Here is a 17,445-nt window from a genome sequence, read left to right on the forward strand (position 1 = left end):
GCGGACTCCGTCCCGGACTCAGGGGCGCTTGGCGAGGCCGAGCGCGCGCCTCTTCTTGTAGGACGCGGTGGACGACGGATCGCGGGTCGTCTTGTAGCGGGCCAGCGCGCCGAGGCCGGAGCCGCCGTCCGCGCCGCGCACCGTCTCGTTGACCACCCGGTCGCCGTCGAAGCGGCGGGCCATCAGCATCACCAGCGGCACCGTGAACGGGGCCAGCAGCACGTCGTACAGCAGGGCGCTGATCACCAGGCCGGTCAGGCCGACGTGCCGGGCCGCGGTGTCGCCGACCAGGGCGCCGACGGTGGCGTACAGCAGGGTGGAGACCACCGCGGCGACCGCGACCACGCCGATCGCGCTGAGCGCAGAGCGCTGCCGGCCGCCCTCCGGGCGGAGCAGTCCGGCGCCGTAGCCGACCAGGCAGAGCACCAGCGCGTACCGGCCGACCGCGTGGTCGGACGGCGGGGCGAGGTCGGCCAGCAGGCCGGCGGAGAAGCCCGCCAGGCAGCCGCCGGTCGAGCCGTACACCAGGCCCAGGCCGACCACCACCAGCATCAGCAGGTCCGGGGTGGCGCCGGGCAGTTGGAGCCGGCCGAGGACGCTGACCTGGATCACCAGGGCGAGCACCAGCAGGACGGCGGACAGCAGGATCCGAGACGGACGAAACATCAGTTCCCCCCGGTGGTGGGCGGTACGACGGCGATCGGCGCCTGCGGGTTGCCCGCGGCGCCGGCGGAGGGGGCGGGGACCGGCGGCAGCACGGCGTCCCGCGGGTCGGTGCGCGGTGGGACGACCACCACGCCGATCAGGTCGAGGCGGGTGAACTGCACGTACGGCTCGACCAGGACGGTCTTGGTGAGCTGGCCCGGGGTGGCCTGCACCTCCTTGACGGTGCCGACCGGCACGCCGGGGACGAACGGGCGTCCGCTCTGCGAGCCGAAGGTGACCAGCCGGTCGCCGGCCTTCACCTGGGCGCGGCCGTTGAGCAGCTCGATCTTCATCGGCGAGGCGCCCTGGCCGGCCGCGAAGCCGATCTCGTTGTTGCCCTCCAGCCGGACGCCGGCGGTGAAGCCGGGGTCGGAGGCCAGCAGCACGGTGGCGGTGGTCGGGGCGACGGTGGTGATCCGGCCGACCAGGCCCTGGCCGTCGATGACGGTCATGTCGCGGGTCAGGCCGTCGTCGCTGCCGGCGTCGATGGTGATGGTCCAGGAGAAGCCTTGGGCGGCGCCGACCGCGATCACCTGCGCGGCCTTGATGGTGTAGCCGCCGGTGCCGGCGGTGCGCAGCATGTCGTCCAGCTGCTTGGTGCGGCCGGCCGCGGCGTCCGAGGAGGCCAGCTTCTGGCGCAGCTCGGTGTTCTCCCGGGTGATCTGGTCCAGGCGCTGCTGGTGGGTGCTGGCGTCGCGGATCGCCCGGATGTATCCGGCGACCGGGTCGACGGCGCCCGCCGCCGCGTTCTCCACCGGGCCGAGCACGGAAGCCGCCGCCCGGCGCGGGGCGCCGAGCGGCGAGTCCTGGCCGCCCTTGATGTCGACGGTGATCAGGGCGAATGCGAGCGCGACCAGGAGGACCAGCAGTAGTCGACTCTGTCGGGTGTCCCTCACGGTGCTGGTGCCGCCCCTTCGTGCCGATTGTCCATCTGCTGGTCCATCAGCTCTGTCAACTCTGTCTGTTCTTCAGTTGGAAAGTTGTCTAGCGACGCGGCTGGGCGTCGAGTACCTGCTGCAGTGCCTCGAACTCCTCGACGCACTTGCCCGCCCCCAGGGCGACCGAGTCGAGCGGGTTCTCGGCGATGTGCACCGGCATGCCGGTCTCCCGGCGCAGCCGCTCGTCCAGGCCGCGCAGCAGGGCGCCGCCGCCGGTGAGCACGATGCCGCGGTCCATCACGTCACCGGCCAGCTCCGGCGGGCACTGGTCGAGGGTGGTCTTCACCGCGTCGATGATCGAGTTCACCGGCTCGTCGATGGCCGCGCGGACCTCGGCGGCGGAGATCACCACGGTCTTCGGCAGGCCGGAGACCAGGTCGCGGCCGCGGATCTCGGCGTGCTCGTCCTTCTCGCCCTCCAGGCCGAACGCGGAGCCGATCGACATCTTGATCTGCTCGGCGCTGCGCTCGCCCAGCAGCAGGCTGTACTCCTTCTTGATGTGCTGGACGATCGCGTTGTCCAGCTCGTCGCCGGCCACCCGCAGCGACTGGGCGGTGACGATGCCGCCGAGCGAGATCACCGCGACCTCGGTGGTGCCGCCGCCGATGTCGACGACCATGTTGCCGGTCGGCTCGTGCACCGGCAGGCCGGCGCCGATCGCGGCGGCCATCGGCTCCTCGATGATGTGCACCTGGCGGGCGCCGGCCAGCATGCTGGCCTCCACCACGGCGCGGCGCTCGACGCCGGTGATGCCGGACGGCACGCAGACCACGACCCGCGGGCGGGCCAGGTAGCGGCGACGGTGGATCTTCAGGATGAAGTACCGCAGCATCCGCTCGGTGATCTCGAAGTCGGCGATCACGCCGTCCTTCAGCGGGCGGATCGCCACGATGTTGCCGGGGGTGCGACCGATCATCTGCTTGGCCTCGGCGCCCACCGCGAGGATGCCGCCGGTGTTGGTGTTCACCGCGACCACCGACGGCTCGTTCAGCACGATGCCCTTGCCCCGGACGTACACCAGTGTGTTCGCGGTGCCGAGGTCGATCGCCAGGTCCCGGCCGAGGAACGACAGGTTGTTCGCCATGGGATGTCGAATGCCTTCCCGAATGTGGATCAAGGGCGGGGGGAGAGCGCCGCCGCGCGGGCCCGACGGGCTGACGGCGGCTGAGCAGCCGCTCCGCGCCCGTGAGTTGGGGTCCATCGTAATCACGCCGAACAGTGCGAGCGGCGGGTACGGCGTGCCGCCCATTCTCCGGGGCCGGATCGGCTTCTCCTGGCATTGGGACGCCGTGTCGGAGAGTAGGGTTCCGTGATTTGAGGATTAACGCCCAGTTGGGCGAAGTGCCCCTGCCGAGGCAGGGGCACCGGGGTCGTGCAGGACTCCTACCGGGTCCTCGCCCTGCGTCCTCAGACGTGGGCCGGGAAGAAGATCTTGATCTCGCGCTCGGCCGACTCCGGGGAGTCCGAGGCGTGGATCAGGTTCTCGCGGGTGATCGTCGCATAGTCGCCGCGGATGGTGCCCGCGCCCGCCTGCAGCGGGTCGGTGGCGCCGGCCAGCGCACGGATGCCCGGGATCACGTTCTCGCCCTCGACGATCAGCGCGATCGACGGGCCGGAAGTCATGAACTCCAGCAGCGGCTCGTAGAACGGGCGGCCGACGTGCTCGGCGTAGTGCTGCTCCAGGGTGCCGCGGTCGAAGGTGCGGAGCTCCATCGCAGCGAAGCGCCAGCCGGCCTTGCGCTCGATCCGGCTGATGATCTCGCCGGCCAGGCCGCGCTTGACGGCGTCGGGCTTGAGCAGGACGAGAGTGCGCTGGGACACGGGGCGGCTCCTGAGGAGGTCGGCGGTGCGGTGTGTGCACCTGACACTACCCCGGGCGGGAGGCCGCCCCCGCGCCCAGCCCGGTCAGGCGGCGGCCGGGGCGGGCGCCTCGGCGGCCGCGGCGCGCTGCGCCTTGAACTCGTCGATCTTGCGTCCGTAGTGCACCGAGCACCACCACAGGCCGCCGAACACCACGCCGAAGGCGTACATCGTCGGCAGCACCAGGCCGCTGGCCAGCACGCCGAGTTGCAGCGCCCAGCCGACCCAGACCGCGCCGGGCCGGGTGATCACGCCGCACAGCAGCACGCACAGCAGGATGGCGACGCCGCTGACCGCCCAGATGGCGCCGGTGCCGACGTCGGTCAGCTTCATCGCGACCAGGCCGGCGAACATGATCAGCAGTGCCTCGCCGATCAGCGTGGAGGAGCACAGGGTGCGCATCGGCGGCTACTTCTTCCTTCCGAACAGCAGGCGCGCCTCGCCCACCGTGATGACGGAGCCGGTGACCAGGACGCCGGCGCCGCCGAGGTCCTCCTCCTCGGCGAGGGTGACCGCGGCGTCGATGGCGTCGTCCAGTCGGGGCTCGACCTGCACCCGGTCCTCGCCGAACACCTCGACGGCCAGCGCGGCCAGCTCGTCGACGGGCATCGCGCGGTGGGTGGAGTTCTGGGTGATGACGACCTCGGCCAGGACCGGCTCGAAGGCCTCCAGCAGGCCGGTGACGTCCTTGTCGCCGCTGGTGCCGATCACGCCGACCAGCTTGGTGAAGCCGAACGCCTCGCCGAGCGCGGAGACCGCGGCCTGCGCGCCGTGCGGGTTGTGCGCGGCGTCCAGGATCACGGTGGGGCTGCGGCGAACCACCTCCAGGCGGCCCGGGGAGGAGACGCCGGAGAACGCCTGCCGGACCTTGTCCTCGTCCAGGTGCTCGGCGCCGCCCTGGCCGACGCCGAAGAACGCCTCGACGGCGCTCAGCGCGAGGGCCGCGTTCTGCGCCTGGTGGTCGCCGTGCAGCGGCAGGAAGAGGTCCTGGTACTCGTGGCCGCCGAGGCCGCGCAGGGTGACCAGCTGGCCGCCGACCGCGACCTCGCGGCGCAACACGCCGAACTCCATGCCCTCGCGGGCCACCGTGGCGTCCACCTCGACGGCGTGGCGCAGGATGGTCTCGGCGGCGTCCAGCTGCTGCTGGGCGACCACGGCGAGCGCGCCCGGCTTGATGATCCCGGACTTCTCGACCGCGATCTTGCCGGTGGTGTCGCCGAGCTTGTCGGTGTGGTCCAGGCCGATCGGGGTGATCACCGACACCTGGGCGTCGATCACGTTGGTGGCGTCCCAGGAGCCGCCCATGCCGACCTCGACCACCGCGACGTCCACCGGGGCGTCCGCGAAGGCCGCGTACGCCATGCCGGTGAGCACCTCGAAGAAGGACATCGCGACCGGCTGCGCCGCGTCCACCATCTGCACGTACGGCTCGATGTCGCGGTAGGTCTCGACGAACTTCTCCGGGCTGATCGGCGCCCCGTCCAGGCTGATCCGCTCGGTGACGGACTCCACGTGCGGGGAGGTGTACCGGCCGGTGCGCAGTTCGAAGGCGCCGAGCAGCTGCTCGATCATCCGGGCGGTGGAGGTCTTGCCGTTGGTGCCGGTGATGTGGATGGACGGGTAGGAGCGCTGCGGCTGGCCCAGGATGTCCATCAGCGCCTCGATCCGGTCGAGCGAGGGCTCCAGCTTGTTCTCCGGCCAGCGGGTGGCCAGCTCCGCCTCGACGGCGCGCAGTTCGGAGTCGGTGCCGCCTGCGTCGGCGGGACGGACGGTGTAGGGGTTGGGCTCGGCCTTGTCGCTCACCCCGCCAGTCTAAGGACTCCCGACGCCGGGCCCCGACGGCCACCCCGGAGGCCGGCGAACCGGCCCGGGCCCTCTTGACAGCGGAATTGGTCTACTCCACCGTGTGAGTCGCTCGTCCCGCTCCTCGGCTCCCCCGCACCGCACCCCCATCGACACTCCCCCACATGGAGATGGCATGCGTGCACCACATCGACACCCGCGCGGCGCGCGGGCCCTGCTCGCCGGGCTGCTGTCGGCCGCGCTGGCCCTGGTCGGCATGGTGCTGACCGGCACCGGCACGGCCACCGCCGCGAACGTGGACGTGATCCAGAACGGCGACTTCTCGGCCGGCAACCACATCGCGCCGTGGACCTGCGGCCCGACCGTCACCGCGGTGAACAACTCCGCCACCGGCTGGGACCTGCAGGGCGCCCCGGCCGGCTCGGACTACGCCAACTGCAGCCAGCAGGTCACCGTGCTGCCCAACTCGACGTACACCCTGTCCGCGGCGGTGCAGGGCACGTACGTGTTCCTGGGCGCCACCGGCACCGGCGGCACCGACCCGTCCACCTGGAGCTCCAACACCGGGTGGAACACGCTCAGCAGCACCTTCACCACGGGCGCCGCCACCACCTCGGTGCAGGTGTGGTTCCACGGCTGGTACGGCCAGTCCGCGTACCTGGTGGACAAGGTGACGATGGTCGGCCCGGGCACCGGCTCGCCCAGCCCGTCCGCCTCCGGCTCGTCCTCGGTGTCGCCGAAGCCGTCCGACTCCGCCTCGCCGTCCCCGTCGACGTCCACCTCCTCGTCGCCGTCGCCGAGCAGCTCGACCACCACGCAGCCGCCCAGGCAGAAGCACACGCTGACCGGCTACTGGCAGAACTTCTACAACGGGGCGACGCCGCAGCGGATCAGTGACGTCCCGGCGGCGTACGACATCATCGCGGTGGCCTTCGCGGACGCCACCGGCACCCAGGGCGCGATCTCCTTCACCCTGGACCCGGCGCTGTCCTCGAAGCTGAACGGCTACACCGACGCCCAGTTCAAGGCCGACATCGCGGCCAAGCACGCGGCCGGCAAGAAGGTGATCATTTCGGTCGGCGGGCAGAACGGCACGATCTCGGTGGCGAGTTCGGCCGCGGCGAGCAACTTCGCCAACTCCGCGTACAGCCTGATCCAGACCTACGGCTTCGACGGGATCGACATCGACCTGGAGAACGGCGTCAACGCCACCTACATGGCGCAGGCGCTGCACACCCTGGCGGCCAAGGTCGGGACCGGGTTCGTGCTCACCATGGCGCCGCAGACCATCGACATGCAGTCCACCGGCACCGAGTACTTCAAGCTGGCGCTGGCCACCAAGGACATCCTGACCATCGTCAACATGCAGTACTACAACTCCGGCGCGATGCTCGGCTGCGACGGCGGCGTGTACTCGCAGGGCACCGAGAACTTCCTCACCGGCCTGGCCTGCATCCAGTTGCAGGGCGGCCTCGACCCGAGCCAGGTCGGCCTCGGGGTGCCCGCCTCGACCAGCGCGGCCGGCGGCGGCTACACCAGCCCGGCGACCGTGAACGCGGCCCTGGACTGCCTGGCCGCCGGCACCAACTGCGGTTCCTTCAAGCCCTCGAAGACCTGGCCGGGCATCGGCGGCGCGATGACCTGGTCCACCAACTGGGACGCCCTCGCGGGCGGCGGCATCGCGGGCACCGTCGGCTCCCACCTGCACGCCATGCCGTAACGACGGGTCAGCACCGGGCCCGGCGCGGGAGGTTCCGCGCCGGGCCCCGGCAGTGACGATCCGTCACGTCGTGACGCGGGGCGTGGGCAGTCGGGCGGCGTGGCGGCGGCGCAGTTCGGCGGCGATCTCCTCGGCCTCGCCGTCCGGCAGCAGCGGCAGCATCATCGCCACCGCCTGCACCAGGCCGCCCAGCAGGTAGGTGGTGTCGGCCGTACCGGCCACCAGGGCGCGGACCGCGGCGACGTCCCCGTCCGCGACGGCCTCCAGCAGCAGCGCGGCGCTCGCCGCCTCCTCGTCCACCGCGACCTCGCAGGCGCCGTACGGGGCGCGCCGGGCCAGGCCGCGCAGCACCCGGTCGGCGACGTCGGGGGCGTAGGCCTTGCGGACCGCCTCGGCGGCGATCCACACCAGCAGGGTGGTCGTCTCGCGCTCGGCGTCCTCGGCGAGCAGCAGGTCGAGTTCGGTGTCGAAGGCGAGCTGGTTTCCGTGCCGGAATGCCAGCAGGAGGGTCGCCGCCCGGGCCTTGGCCGCCTCCACCTCTTCCATCGGAAGTTCGTCGGCCAACTCCCTGGTCGCCACCATGCGTCTGCCCTCCGTTCGATGCCCCGCCCGAATGGGAACTCCGCCCACCGTACACATTCGATGTGCGAAGTTCGCTGAACGCGCGGGGGGCGGCAACCCGTTGTATTCCCTTTGGCGGAGTGCGCCAATTGCCGGGAATACCGGACGAATAGCCGCAGCGAAACCGTTACGACGACGCGCGGCCAAGGGAATTGACAAGCCGTCGGGGCCAACTCGGGAAAGGCGAAGGGCCGCCGCCCGCGCGATGCGGGAGCGGCGACCCTTCCTGACGCGCGGTCAGCCCTGCGGCAGCGCCGCGAGCTGGGCGGTGATCCGGGCGATGTCGGCCTCGGCGGCCTCCAACCGGGTGCGGATCTTGGCGACCACCTCGTCCGGCGCCTTGGCCAGGAAGGCCTCGTTGCCGAGCTTGCCGTTGCTCTGCGCCTTCTCCTTCTCGGCCGCCGCCAAGTCCTTCTGCAGGCGCTTGCGTTCGGCCGCCACGTCGATGGTGCCGGAGAGGTCGAGCGAGACGGTGGTGCCGGCGATCGGCAGCGAGGCGGTGGCGTGGAAGCCCTCCTCCGGCTGCGTCAGCCGCACCCGGGAGCGGATCGCCGCCTCGTGCGCCTCCAGCCGGTGGCCGGCCAGCTCCAGCTGCGCCGGGACCTTCTGGGTGTCGCGCAGGCCCTGGGCCTCGCGGAACCGGCGGATCTCCACGATCAGCTGCTGGAGCTGCGCGATCTCCGACTCGGCGTCGGCGTCCCGGTAGCCGGAGTCCTTCGGCCACTCGGCGATCACCACCGACTCGGCGCCGGTGAGCGTCGTCCACAGCGCGTCGGTGACGAACGGGACGATCGGGTGCAGCAGGCGCAGCGTCACGTCCAGCACCTCGCCGAGCACCCGGCGGGCGTGGTCGGCCTGCGCGCCGCCCTTGCCCAGGGTGGTCTTGGAGAGTTCGACGTACCAGTCGAAGACCTCGTCCCAGGCGAAGTGGAACAGCGTGTCGGAGACCTTCGCGAACTCGAAGTCCTCGTACAGCGCGTCGACTTCGGCGATGGTGGCGTTCAGCCGGGACAGGATCCAGCGGTCTGCGGCGGTGATCTCCTCCGGCGCGGGCAGCGGGCCCTCGACGGTGGCGCCGTTCATCAGCGCGAAGCGGGTGGCGTTCCAGATCTTGTTGCAGAAGTTCCGGGAGCCCTTGACCCAGTCCTCGCCGATCGGCACGTCGGCGCCGGGGTTGGCGCCGCGGGCCAGCGTGAAGCGGACGGCGTCGGCGCCGTAGGCGTCCATCCAGTCCAGCGGGTCGACCGCGTTGCCGGTGGACTTCGACATCTTCTTGCCGAACTGGTCGCGGACCAGGCCGGTCAGCGCGACCGTCTTGAACGGGATCTCGCCGTCCATCGCGTACAGGCCGAACATCATCATCCGGGCGACCCAGAAGAAGATGATGTCGTGGCCGGTCAGCAGGACGTCGGTCGGGTAGAACTTCTCCAGCTCGGGGGTCTTCTCCGGCCAGCCGAGGGTGGAGAACGGCCACAGGCCGGAGGAGAACCAGGTGTCCAGCACGTCCGGGTCCTGGACCCAGCCCTCGCCGGTGGGCGGCTCCTCGTTCGGGCCGACGCAGATCACCTCGCCGTCCGGGCCGTACCAGACCGGGATCCGGTGGCCCCACCACAGCTGGCGCGAGATGCACCAGTCGTGCATGTTGTCGACCCAGTCGAAGTAGCGGCGCTCCAGCTCCTTCGGGTGGATCTCGACCTTACCGTCGCGAACGGCGTCGCCGGCGGCCTTGGCCAGCGGCTCGACCTTGACCCACCACTGCAGCGACAGCCGCGGCTCGACCACGGTGTGGCAGCGCGAGCAGTGGCCGACCGCGTGCTCGTACGGGCGCTTCTCGGCGACGATGCGACCCTGCTCGCGCAGCGCGCCGACCACGGCGGAGCGGGCCTCCAGCCGGTCCAGGCCGAGGAACGGGCCGTGCACGGTGATCGTGCCGCGCTCGTCCATCACGGTCAGGTTCGGCAGGTTGTGGCGCTGGCCGATGGCGAAGTCGTTCGGGTCGTGCGCCGGGGTCACCTTGACGGCGCCGGTGCCGAACTCGGGGTCGACGTGCTCGTCGGCGACGACCGGGATCTCACGGTCCGTCAGCGGCAGCTTGATGGTCCGGCCGACCAGGTGCGCGTAGCGCTCGTCGGACGGGTGGACGGCCACCGCGGTGTCGCCGAGCAGGGTCTCGGCGCGAGTGGTGGCGACCACGATCGAGTTGTCCCCGTCGCCGTAGCGGATCGAGACCAGCTCGCCGGGGAGGTCCTTGTGGTCGACCTCGACGTCGGACAGCGCGGTCAGGCAGCGCGGGCACCAGTTGATGATGCGCTCGGCCCGGTAGATCAGGCCGTCGTCGAAGAGCTTCTTGAAGATGGTCTGGACGGCCTGCGACAGGCCCTCGTCCATGGTGAACCGCTCGCGCGACCAGTCCACGCCGTCGCCGAGACGGCGCATCTGGCCGAGGATCCGGCCGCCGTAGTTCTCCTTCCACTCCCAGACCTTCTCGACGAAGGCCTCGCGGCCCAGGTCGTGCCGGGACAGGCCGGACTCGGCGAGCTGCTGCTCCACCTTGTTCTGGGTGGCGATGCCCGCGTGGTCCATGCCCGGGAGCCAGAGCGCCTCGAAGCCCAGCATCCGCTTGCGGCGGGTCAGCGCGTCCATCAGCGTGTGCTGGAACGCGTGGCCCAGGTGCAGCGCGCCGGTGACGTTCGGCGGCGGAATGACGATGGTGTACGCGGGCTTGTCGCTCTTCGCGTCGGCGGTGAAATAGCCACGCTCCACCCAGCGCTCGTACAGCACGCCCTCTACCTCGGCCGGGGCGTAGGTCGTCGGGAGGGTGGCTGCTTCGTCCCCGGGCTTCGAGCTCTCGGGGCGCTGGTTCGTCGTGTCGGTCACGACGCACAGTTTACGGAAGCCGGAACACCGATCGTGACCCGACAGTGCACCGACCATGCGGGCGCGGCGGGGGGGCCGTACGGTAGCGTGCCCGCATACTCGATCGGACGGGGCCGCGCAACAGAGGCGGCGGGGGAGAACCAAGACGCATGTACGGCCAGGGTCAGGGACCGCAGCAGTATCCACAGGGACAGCCGCAGCAGCCGTACGACGCTCCTCCGCAGCCGCCCGGCTACGGCGCCCCGCAGCAGCAGCCGCCGGGGTACGGCGCACCCCAGCCGCCCGCGTACGGCGCTCCCCAGCAGCAGCCGCCGGCCTACGGCGCACCCCAGCCGCCCGCGTACGGCGCCCCGCAGCAGCAGCCGCCGGCCTACGGCGCACCCCAGCCGCCTGCCTACGGCGCTCCCCAGCAGCAGCCGCCGGCCTACGGCGCACCCCAGCCGCCCGCCGGGCAGCCCGGTTACGGCTACCCGCAGCAGGTGCCGCCCCAGCAGCAGTGGGGCGGCATGCCCCAGCAGCCGGGTCAGCCCGGTCAGCCCGGCTACGGCGGCTACCCGCCGCCGCCCGCCCCGTCCAAGGGCAAGGGCGGGATCATCGCCCTGGTGGTGGTCCTGGTGCTGGCAGTGGGCGGCGGCGTCGGCTGGTGGGCGCTGAGCGGCGGCAAGGGCTCGGACACCGAGGGCAAGTACAAGCTGGCGGCGCCGGAGAGCGCGGCCGGCTACACCAAGAAGAACGCCTCCGAGAAGGGCGAGCTGAAGGGCCTGGACGGCGTCGGCACCTTCGAGGGCTCGCTCACCGCGACGTACCAGAAGACCGCCACCGACGTGGCCAGCTTCAGCGGCTCCTGGGGCAAGGTCCCGGACCCGGCCAAGGCGCTCGACACCGCCACCCAGAAGCTGAACGAGGGCGACGGCTCGGCCAAGGACAAGCCGGTCTGGAAGCAGGAGTTGGCGGACGTCGACGCGAGCGACCCGACCGACCCGGGCGCCAAGCTCCGCTGCGGCGTGGGCTCCTCGGACACCGGCAGCGGCAAGGCTTCGATCGGCGTCCCGATCTGCATGTTCGCCAGCCACTCCACCATCGGCGTGGTCGCGTTCGTCTCCATGGACTCGACCGGCAAGACCATCAACACCACCGAGGCCGCGGCCCGCACGCGTCAGCTCCGCGACGCCGCGACCGTCGCCAAGTAAGCCTCACCGCAGCACACTTCACGCTCGAACGGAGCCCCCGTGTCCGACAACCAGTTCGGCCCGCCGCAGCCCGGCTTCGGCCCGCCCCAGGACGGTCCGATACCCCCGCAGGGCGCGCCCGGCGCGCCCCAGGGTGGCTACGGCCAGCCCGTGCCGCCGCAGCAGCAGGCGTGGGGCGGCGGCGCCGTCCCGCCGCCGGGCTTCCCGCCCGGCGCCCCCGGCGGCTACCCGCCCGGCGTGCCGATGGCGAAGAAGTCCCGCAAGGGCCTGTGGATCGGCCTGTCCGTGGTGGCCGCGGTGGTCCTCGGCGGCGCCGCCACGATCGGCTACCTGATCTACGACACCGCGTCGAACACCGGCAAGAACAAGGTCGTCCTGCCGCAGTCCTTCAAGGACCTGAAGAGCGACCCGGAGGACGCGGACGCCAAGCGCCTGTCCAGCACCCTCCAGAGCGGCCTCGGCGAGGACAAGAACTCGTTCACCAACGCCGAGCCGGTCAGCACCATCTACCGCTCCTCGGACCAGCAGAAGATGCTGCTGGTGTCCGGCATGACCGGCAAGGTGCTGCTCCCGTCCAAGCAGGTCGACGCGGCGTTCAGCAGCTTCTCGGCCGGCGGCGACGGCATCAAGGACCGCAGCGACGTCGACCCGGGCCCGCTGGGCGGCCGGCTGTCCTGCGGCACCACCGAGATCGCCGGCGAGCAGGGCGGCATCTGCGTGTGGGCCGACAGCTCGTCCGTGGTGGTCGTCCTGGAGCTCGACGGCTCCAGCGACTCCGGCGTCTCGAAGGACAAGATCATCGCCGACACCCAGGAGCTGCGCAAGCTCTCCGAGGTCCCCAAGTAGCCTGTGCCGCACGGGACATGAAAGCGGCCCCGCACCGTTCACCGGTGCGGGGCCGCTTTCGTGTCCCGTCGTGGCGCCGTCGTGGCGCCCGGGTCAGGCGCTCTTGTCCCGGCGCTCGCGCTTGATCGTGTCGCGCGGGACCAGGGTCGGGATGGCGTGCTTGGAGACCACGTCCCCGGTGACCACCACGCGGGCGACGTCCTGACGGGACGGCACCTCGTACATCACGGACATCAGCACCTCCTCCATGATGGCCCGCAGACCGCGCGCGCCGGTGCCCCGCAGGATCGCCTGGTCGGCGATCGCCTCCAGCGCGTCCCGGGTGAACTCCAGCTCCACGCCGTCCAGTTCGAACAGCTTGCGATACTGCTTCACCAGCGCGTTCTTCGGCTCGGTGAGGATCTGCAGCAGCGCCTCGCGGTCCAGGTTGTGCACGCTGGTGATGACGGGCAGTCGGCCGATGAACTCCGGGATCATCCCGAACTTCACCAGGTCCTCCGGCATCACCTGACGGAAGTGGTCCGAGGCGTCCAGCTCGCGCTTGGAGCGGATGGTGGCGCCGAAGCCGATGCCCTTGGCGCCCGCCCGGCCCTCGATGATCCGCTCCAGGCCCGCGAACGCGCCGCCCACGATGAACAGCACGTTGGTGGTGTCGATCTGGATGAACTCCTGGTGCGGGTGCTTGCGCCCGCCCTGCGGCGGCACCGAGGCGGTGGTGCCCTCCAGGATCTTCAGCAGGGCCTGCTGCACGCCCTCGCCGGAGACGTCCCGGGTGATCGACGGGTTCTCGCTCTTGCGGGCGACCTTGTCGATCTCGTCGATGTAGATGATCCCTGTCTCGGCCTTCTTGACGTCGTAGTCGGCCGCCTGAATCAGCTTCAGCAGGATGTTCTCGACGTCCTCGCCGACGTAGCCGGCCTCGGTCAGCGCCGTGGCGTCCGCGATCGCGAACGGCACGTTCAGCATCCGGGCCAGGGTCTGCGCGAGCAGCGTCTTGCCGGAGCCGGTCGGGCCCAGCAGCAGGATGTTCGACTTGGCCAGCTCGATCGCGTCGTCCCGGCCGGAGCCGGAACGACCGGCCTCGCCCGCCTGGACGCGCTTGTAGTGGTTGTAGACCGCGACCGACAGCGCCTTCTTGGCGAGGTCCTGGCCGACCACGTACTGGTCCAGGAACTCGTAGATCTCGCGGGGCTTCGGGAGTTCCTCGAAGCGCACCTCGGAGCTCTCGGCGAGCTCCTCCTCGATGATCTCGTTGCACAGGTCGATGCACTCGTCACAGATGTACACGCCTGGCCCGGCGATCAGCTTCTTCACCTGCTTCTGCGACTTGCCGCAGAACGAGCACTTGAGCAGGTCGCCACCGTCTCCGATGCGTGCCACGAGGTGCTTCCCCTTCGCCAGGGGCCCCGCGGGGGTCGGGGCCTGGTGCTGTGAGACCGGCTTCGCCGTCGGCGGTCGGTCTGGTATCCGACGGTACTCTGCCGAGCCGTTGTTTCCGTCGACTTCGGCCGCTCTGCCCTACGCCCTGGGCGAATTGATACCGAACAGATGCCGTCGCGGGTGCATGACCCGACAGCCATTGTGCCGGGGCGGCGGCCCCGACCGGAACGCCCCGGGGCGGGGCGTACGTCACGTACGCACCGCCCCGGGGCGAGCGATCACTCCATGTAGGAGTTCTTGCGGGTCGAGATGATCTGGTCGATCAGGCCGTACTCCAGCGACTCCTCGGCGGTGAGGATCTTGTCGCGCTCGATGTCCTCGCGGACCTGCTCGACCTCCTTGTTGGAGTGCTTGGCCAGCATGGTCTCCAGCTGCTCGCGCATCCGGAAGATCTCCTTGGCCTGGATCTCCAGGTCCGACACCTGACCGCGGCCGGTCTCGGTGTACGGCTGGTGGATCAGCACCCGGGCGTTCGGCAGCGCCATCCGCTTGCCGGGGGTGCCGGCGGCCAGGATGACCGCGGCGGCCGAGGCGGCCTGGCCCATGCAGACCGTCTGGATGTCGGGCTTCACGAACTGCATGGTGTCGTAGATCGCCGTCAGCGCGGTGAACGAGCCACCGGGCGAGTTGATGTACAGCGAGATGTCCCGGTCCGGGTCCATCGACTCCAGGCAGATCAGCTGCGCCATGATGTCGTTCGCGGAGACGTCGTCCACCTGCGAGCCGAGGAAGATGATGCGCTCCTCGAACAGCTTGGCGTACGGGTCGTACTCGCGGATGCCCTGCGAGGTGCGCTCGACGAACCGCGGGACGATGTAGCGGCCCTCGGCCCGCATGTCCTCCAGGCGGGCCTTGGCACCGGACAGGCTGGGGATGTTCATGTTCTCTGGTCCTCCGAAGCGTGCGGTCTGGGTTCCGATGCCGGTCAGCCGGCCTGGCCGGCGCCGGTGCCGCCGCCGCCCGGGACGTCCGCGGCGCTGTGCATGATCTCGTCGATCAGGCCGTACGCCTTGGCCTCCTCCGGCGTGAACCAGCGGTCACGGTCGGAGTCCGCGGTGATCTGCTCGAAGGACTGGCCGCTGTGCTGGGCGATCAGCTCCGACATCCGCTTCTTGGTGCGCAGCAGCTGCTCCGCCTGGATCCGGATGTCGGTGGCGGAGCCGCCGAGGCCCGCGGAGGGCTGGTGCATCAGGATGTTGGCGTTCGGCAGCGAGAAGCGCTTGCCCTTGGCGCCCGCGGTCAGCAGGAACTGGCCCATCGACGCGGCCATGCCCATGGCGATGGTCACCACGTCGTTCTTGATGTACTGCATGGTGTCGTAGATCGCCATGCCGGCCGAGATCGAGCCGCCCGGGGAGTTGATGTAGAGGTAGATGTCCTTCTCGGGGTCCGCCGCGAGCAGCAGGAGCTGGGCGGTGATCTTGTTGGCGATGTCGTCGTCGACCTGCTGGCCGAGGAAGATGATGCGCTCGTTGAGCAGCCGGTTGTAGACCTGGTCGCCCAGGCCGCCGCCCACGTCGCCGCCGGCGGCGTGCGGTGCCATCGGGCCAGGCATCTGCATCTGCGGGAACGTCACTTAGCCACCTGCTCAGTCGATCTGCGTGTGTGTCGCTGTCCACCGACCCTAACGCGCAGGCCCCGCCGCTGAATCCCCCACGCAGAACTGTTCGCTGTGAGCGCAGGGTGACCGGGCCCGACGCGGACGGGCCCGGGCACCATGCGGTGCCCGGGCCCGTCCCGGTGCTGCGTTCCGCCGGATTCCCGGCGGTTACGAGGCTCAGGCCTCGGTGGTCTCCTCGGCGGCGGCCTCGGTGGTGGCGGCCTCGGCGGCCTCCTCCTCCTCGTCCTCGAAGGAGACGACCTCACCGTTGGTGTCGGTGACCTTGGCGGCCTCGACGACCAGGGCCAGCGCCTTGCCGCGGGCGACCTCGCCGACCAGCAGCTGGACCTGGCCGCCCTGGACGACCTGCTGGGCGAACTGGTCCGGGGTCATGCCGGAGCCGGCGGCGCGACGGATGAGGTGCTCGGTGAGCTCCTCCTGGTTGACGCCCAGCTCCTCGTTCTTGACGATCTGGTCCAGGACGAACTGGGTCTTGATGCCCTTCTTCGCCTGCTCCTCGGTCTCCTGGTCGTAGTCCTCGCGGGACTTGTCCTGGGAGGCGAGGTAGGTGTCGAGGGTCAGGCCCATCGGCTCCAGCTGGTGGTGCTCCAGGTTGTGCTTGCGGGTGCCGATCTCGTCCGCGAGCAGCTTCTCCGGGTAGTCCATCTCGACCCGGGTCAGCAGCTCGTCCAGGACCTTCTCCTGGGCCTGGGTGGCCTGGTCGAACTCCTTCATCCGCTCAAGGCGCTTGCGGGAGTCCCCGCGCAGCTCCTCCAGGGTGTCGAACTCCGAGGCGAGCTGCGCGAACTCGTCGTCCAGCTCGGGGAGTTCCTTCTCCTGGACGGTGGTCACGGTGACGGTGACCTCGGAGTCCTGGCCGGCCTGGGTGCCACCCTTGAGGGTGGTGGTGAAGGTCTTGGCCTCACCGGCGGACAGGCCGACCACGGCCTCGTCGATGCCGTCCAGCAGGCGGCCGGAGCCGATCTCGTAGCTCACGCCGGTGGCGGTGCCGTCCTCCGGCACCTCACCGTCGACCTTGGCCTCGAGGTCGACGACCACGACGTCGCCCTCGGCGGCGGCGCGCTCGACGTCCTTCACGGAGCTGAAGCGCTCGCGCAGCTGCTGCAGCGACTTCTCGATGTCCTCGTCGGTGACCTCGACCGGGTCCACCACGACGGCGATCTCGGTGAAGTCCGGCAGGGTGACCTCGGGACGGACGTCGACCTCGGCGGTGAACTTCAGGTCACCGCCGTCGGCCAGGTTCTCGACACCGGCGATGTCGGTGATGTCCGGCTGGCCCAGCACGTCGATCTGGCCCTCGTCGACGGCCTGCGTGTAGAAGCGCGGAAGCGCGTCGTTGACGGCCTCCTCCAGCACCGCGCCACGGCCGAAGCGCTGGTCGATGACCCGGTTCGGGATCTTGCCCTTGCGGAAGCCCGGGACGGTGACCTGCTGGTTGATCTTCTTGTACGCCGCGTCGAGGCTGGGCTTGAGCTCCTCGAAGGGCACCTCGACGGTGAGTCGAACCCGGGTCGGGTTCAGAGTCTCGACGGCGCTCTTCACGGTTGGGTCTCCTAGGGGGGCTTGCGGTCAGGGCGATAGGCGGTTGGGGCTGAAATGCTGTCCGTACTACCGCCAGCGGTCCATCCTACCGGTACCACGAAAGCGACTGCGCCCGGCACCGGGTGCAGGTCGGGACGACTCCCCCCGAACCCGCGCCCACAACGACAACAGGGCCCCGCCCACCGACGAGACCCTGCCGCACGGTCGGGGTGACCGGATTCGAACCGACGGCCTTCCGCTCCCAAAGCGGACGCGCTACCAACCTGCGCCACACCCCGTGGT

Annotated in this window: 15 protein-coding genes and 1 tRNA gene; 3 read left to right on the forward strand and 13 right to left on the reverse strand. The window is 70.5% G+C overall.

Translation table 11 applies throughout. The features are described 5' to 3' along the window. Positions 1–18: 18 nt before the first annotated feature. The 6 genes from mreD to folC all read right to left on the reverse strand — a co-directional run bounded on the left by mreD (position 19) and on the right by folC (position 5,306). Positions 19–666 carry a rod shape-determining protein MreD gene (gene mreD, locus IEZ12_RS02180; RefSeq protein WP_189270463.1) on the reverse strand — a complete coding sequence of 216 codons (648 nt, stop codon included), beginning with the start codon at positions 664–666 and terminating at the stop codon, positions 19–21. Next, complete coding sequence (mreC, locus tag IEZ12_RS02185; protein ID WP_189270464.1) at positions 666–1,601, reverse strand: rod shape-determining protein MreC; 936 nt, start codon at positions 1,599–1,601, stop codon at positions 666–668. Before mreC ends, mreD begins: the two co-directional genes overlap by 1 nt. Before the next feature lie 88 nt (positions 1,602–1,689). Further along, entirely contained in the window at positions 1,690–2,715 is a 1,026-nt protein-coding gene (locus IEZ12_RS02190; RefSeq protein WP_043916362.1) for a rod shape-determining protein, read from the reverse strand. A 335-nt stretch (positions 2,716–3,050) separates the two neighbouring features. Next, positions 3,051–3,464 (reverse strand): nucleoside-diphosphate kinase, encoded by a 414-nt coding sequence (ndk, locus tag IEZ12_RS02195; protein WP_043913981.1) that lies wholly within the window; start codon positions 3,462–3,464, stop codon positions 3,051–3,053. A gap of 84 nt (positions 3,465–3,548) precedes the next feature. Further along, on the reverse strand, positions 3,549–3,905 hold the full coding sequence (locus IEZ12_RS02200; protein WP_043913983.1) for a DUF4233 domain-containing protein: 357 nt from the start codon (positions 3,903–3,905) through the stop codon (positions 3,549–3,551). A 6-nt stretch (positions 3,906–3,911) separates the two neighbouring features. After that, entirely contained in the window at positions 3,912–5,306 is a 1,395-nt protein-coding gene (gene folC / locus IEZ12_RS02205) for a bifunctional tetrahydrofolate synthase/dihydrofolate synthase (RefSeq protein WP_189270466.1), read from the reverse strand. Positions 5,307–5,481: 175 nt separating this feature from the next. On the opposite strand from folC, the gene IEZ12_RS02210 reads away from it, so the two are divergent. Beyond that, positions 5,482–7,026: a chitinase gene (locus tag IEZ12_RS02210; RefSeq protein WP_189270467.1), complete on the forward strand. Its 1,545-nt coding sequence runs from the start codon at positions 5,482–5,484 to the stop codon at positions 7,024–7,026. A 63-nt stretch (positions 7,027–7,089) separates the two neighbouring features. Here IEZ12_RS02210 and IEZ12_RS02215 read toward each other — a convergent pair whose 3' ends face one another. Further along, positions 7,090–7,608 (reverse strand): hypothetical protein, encoded by a 519-nt coding sequence (locus IEZ12_RS02215; protein ID WP_100585685.1) that lies wholly within the window; start codon positions 7,606–7,608, stop codon positions 7,090–7,092. Between the two features lie 276 nt (positions 7,609–7,884). Next, the gene (locus IEZ12_RS02220) at positions 7,885–10,524 is read right to left on the reverse strand and encodes a valine--tRNA ligase (protein WP_189270468.1); all 2,640 of its coding nucleotides are present in this window, start codon (positions 10,522–10,524) and stop codon (positions 7,885–7,887) included. A gap of 149 nt (positions 10,525–10,673) precedes the next feature. Here IEZ12_RS02220 and IEZ12_RS02225 point away from each other — a divergent pair, with 149 nt between their 5' ends. Further along, the gene (locus IEZ12_RS02225) at positions 10,674–11,714 is read left to right on the forward strand and encodes a hypothetical protein (protein ID WP_189270469.1); all 1,041 of its coding nucleotides are present in this window, start codon (positions 10,674–10,676) and stop codon (positions 11,712–11,714) included. 39 nt (positions 11,715–11,753) lie between these two features. Further along, positions 11,754–12,560 carry a hypothetical protein gene (locus IEZ12_RS02230; protein WP_052509562.1) on the forward strand — a complete coding sequence of 269 codons (807 nt, stop codon included), beginning with the start codon at positions 11,754–11,756 and terminating at the stop codon, positions 12,558–12,560. A gap of 93 nt (positions 12,561–12,653) precedes the next feature. Here IEZ12_RS02230 and clpX read toward each other — a convergent pair whose 3' ends face one another. From clpX to IEZ12_RS02255, 5 genes are all read right to left on the reverse strand, one after another. Next, positions 12,654–13,940 carry an ATP-dependent Clp protease ATP-binding subunit ClpX gene (clpX, locus tag IEZ12_RS02235; RefSeq protein WP_189270470.1) on the reverse strand — a complete coding sequence of 429 codons (1,287 nt, stop codon included), beginning with the start codon at positions 13,938–13,940 and terminating at the stop codon, positions 12,654–12,656. A 278-nt stretch (positions 13,941–14,218) separates the two neighbouring features. Next, positions 14,219–14,881 (reverse strand): ATP-dependent Clp protease proteolytic subunit, encoded by a 663-nt coding sequence (locus IEZ12_RS02240; RefSeq protein WP_043913990.1) that lies wholly within the window; start codon positions 14,879–14,881, stop codon positions 14,219–14,221. Between the two features lie 44 nt (positions 14,882–14,925). Then, a complete protein-coding gene (locus IEZ12_RS02245; RefSeq protein ID WP_100586005.1) occupies positions 14,926–15,543 on the reverse strand; it encodes an ATP-dependent Clp protease proteolytic subunit in 618 nt (205 codons plus the stop codon). A gap of 234 nt (positions 15,544–15,777) precedes the next feature. Next, positions 15,778–17,163, reverse strand: a complete 1,386-nt coding sequence (tig, locus tag IEZ12_RS02250; protein WP_189270471.1) for a trigger factor — start codon at positions 17,161–17,163, stop codon at positions 15,778–15,780. A 204-nt stretch (positions 17,164–17,367) separates the two neighbouring features. Next, positions 17,368–17,441: transfer RNA gene (locus IEZ12_RS02255), tRNA-Pro, on the reverse strand. Between the last annotated feature and the right edge of the window lie 4 nt (positions 17,442–17,445).

This window comes from Kitasatospora griseola, from assembly GCF_014648555.1.
Classification (GTDB): Bacteria; Actinomycetota; Actinomycetes; order Streptomycetales; family Streptomycetaceae; genus Kitasatospora; species Kitasatospora griseola.

What these genes read in the sequence shown, in the direction of transcription:
- mreD (WP_189270463.1), bottom strand. Translation starts at nt 666, where the DNA reads ATGTTTCGTCCGTCTCGGATCCTGCTGTCCGCCGTCCTGCTGGTGCTC.
- IEZ12_RS02200 (WP_043913983.1), bottom strand. Translation starts at nt 3,905, where the DNA reads ATGCGCACCCTGTGCTCCTCCACGCTGATCGGCGAGGCACTGCTGATC.
- IEZ12_RS02215 (WP_100585685.1), bottom strand. Translation starts at nt 7,608, where the DNA reads ATGGTGGCGACCAGGGAGTTGGCCGACGAACTTCCGATGGAAGAGGTG.
- IEZ12_RS02210 (WP_189270467.1), top strand. Translation starts at nt 5,482, where the DNA reads ATGCGTGCACCACATCGACACCCGCGCGGCGCGCGGGCCCTGCTCGCC.
- IEZ12_RS02240 (WP_043913990.1), bottom strand. Translation starts at nt 14,881, where the DNA reads ATGAACATCCCCAGCCTGTCCGGTGCCAAGGCCCGCCTGGAGGACATG.
- IEZ12_RS02245 (WP_100586005.1), bottom strand. Translation starts at nt 15,543, where the DNA reads ATGGCACCGCACGCCGCCGGCGGCGACGTGGGCGGCGGCCTGGGCGAC.
- IEZ12_RS02225 (WP_189270469.1), top strand. Translation starts at nt 10,674, where the DNA reads ATGTACGGCCAGGGTCAGGGACCGCAGCAGTATCCACAGGGACAGCCG.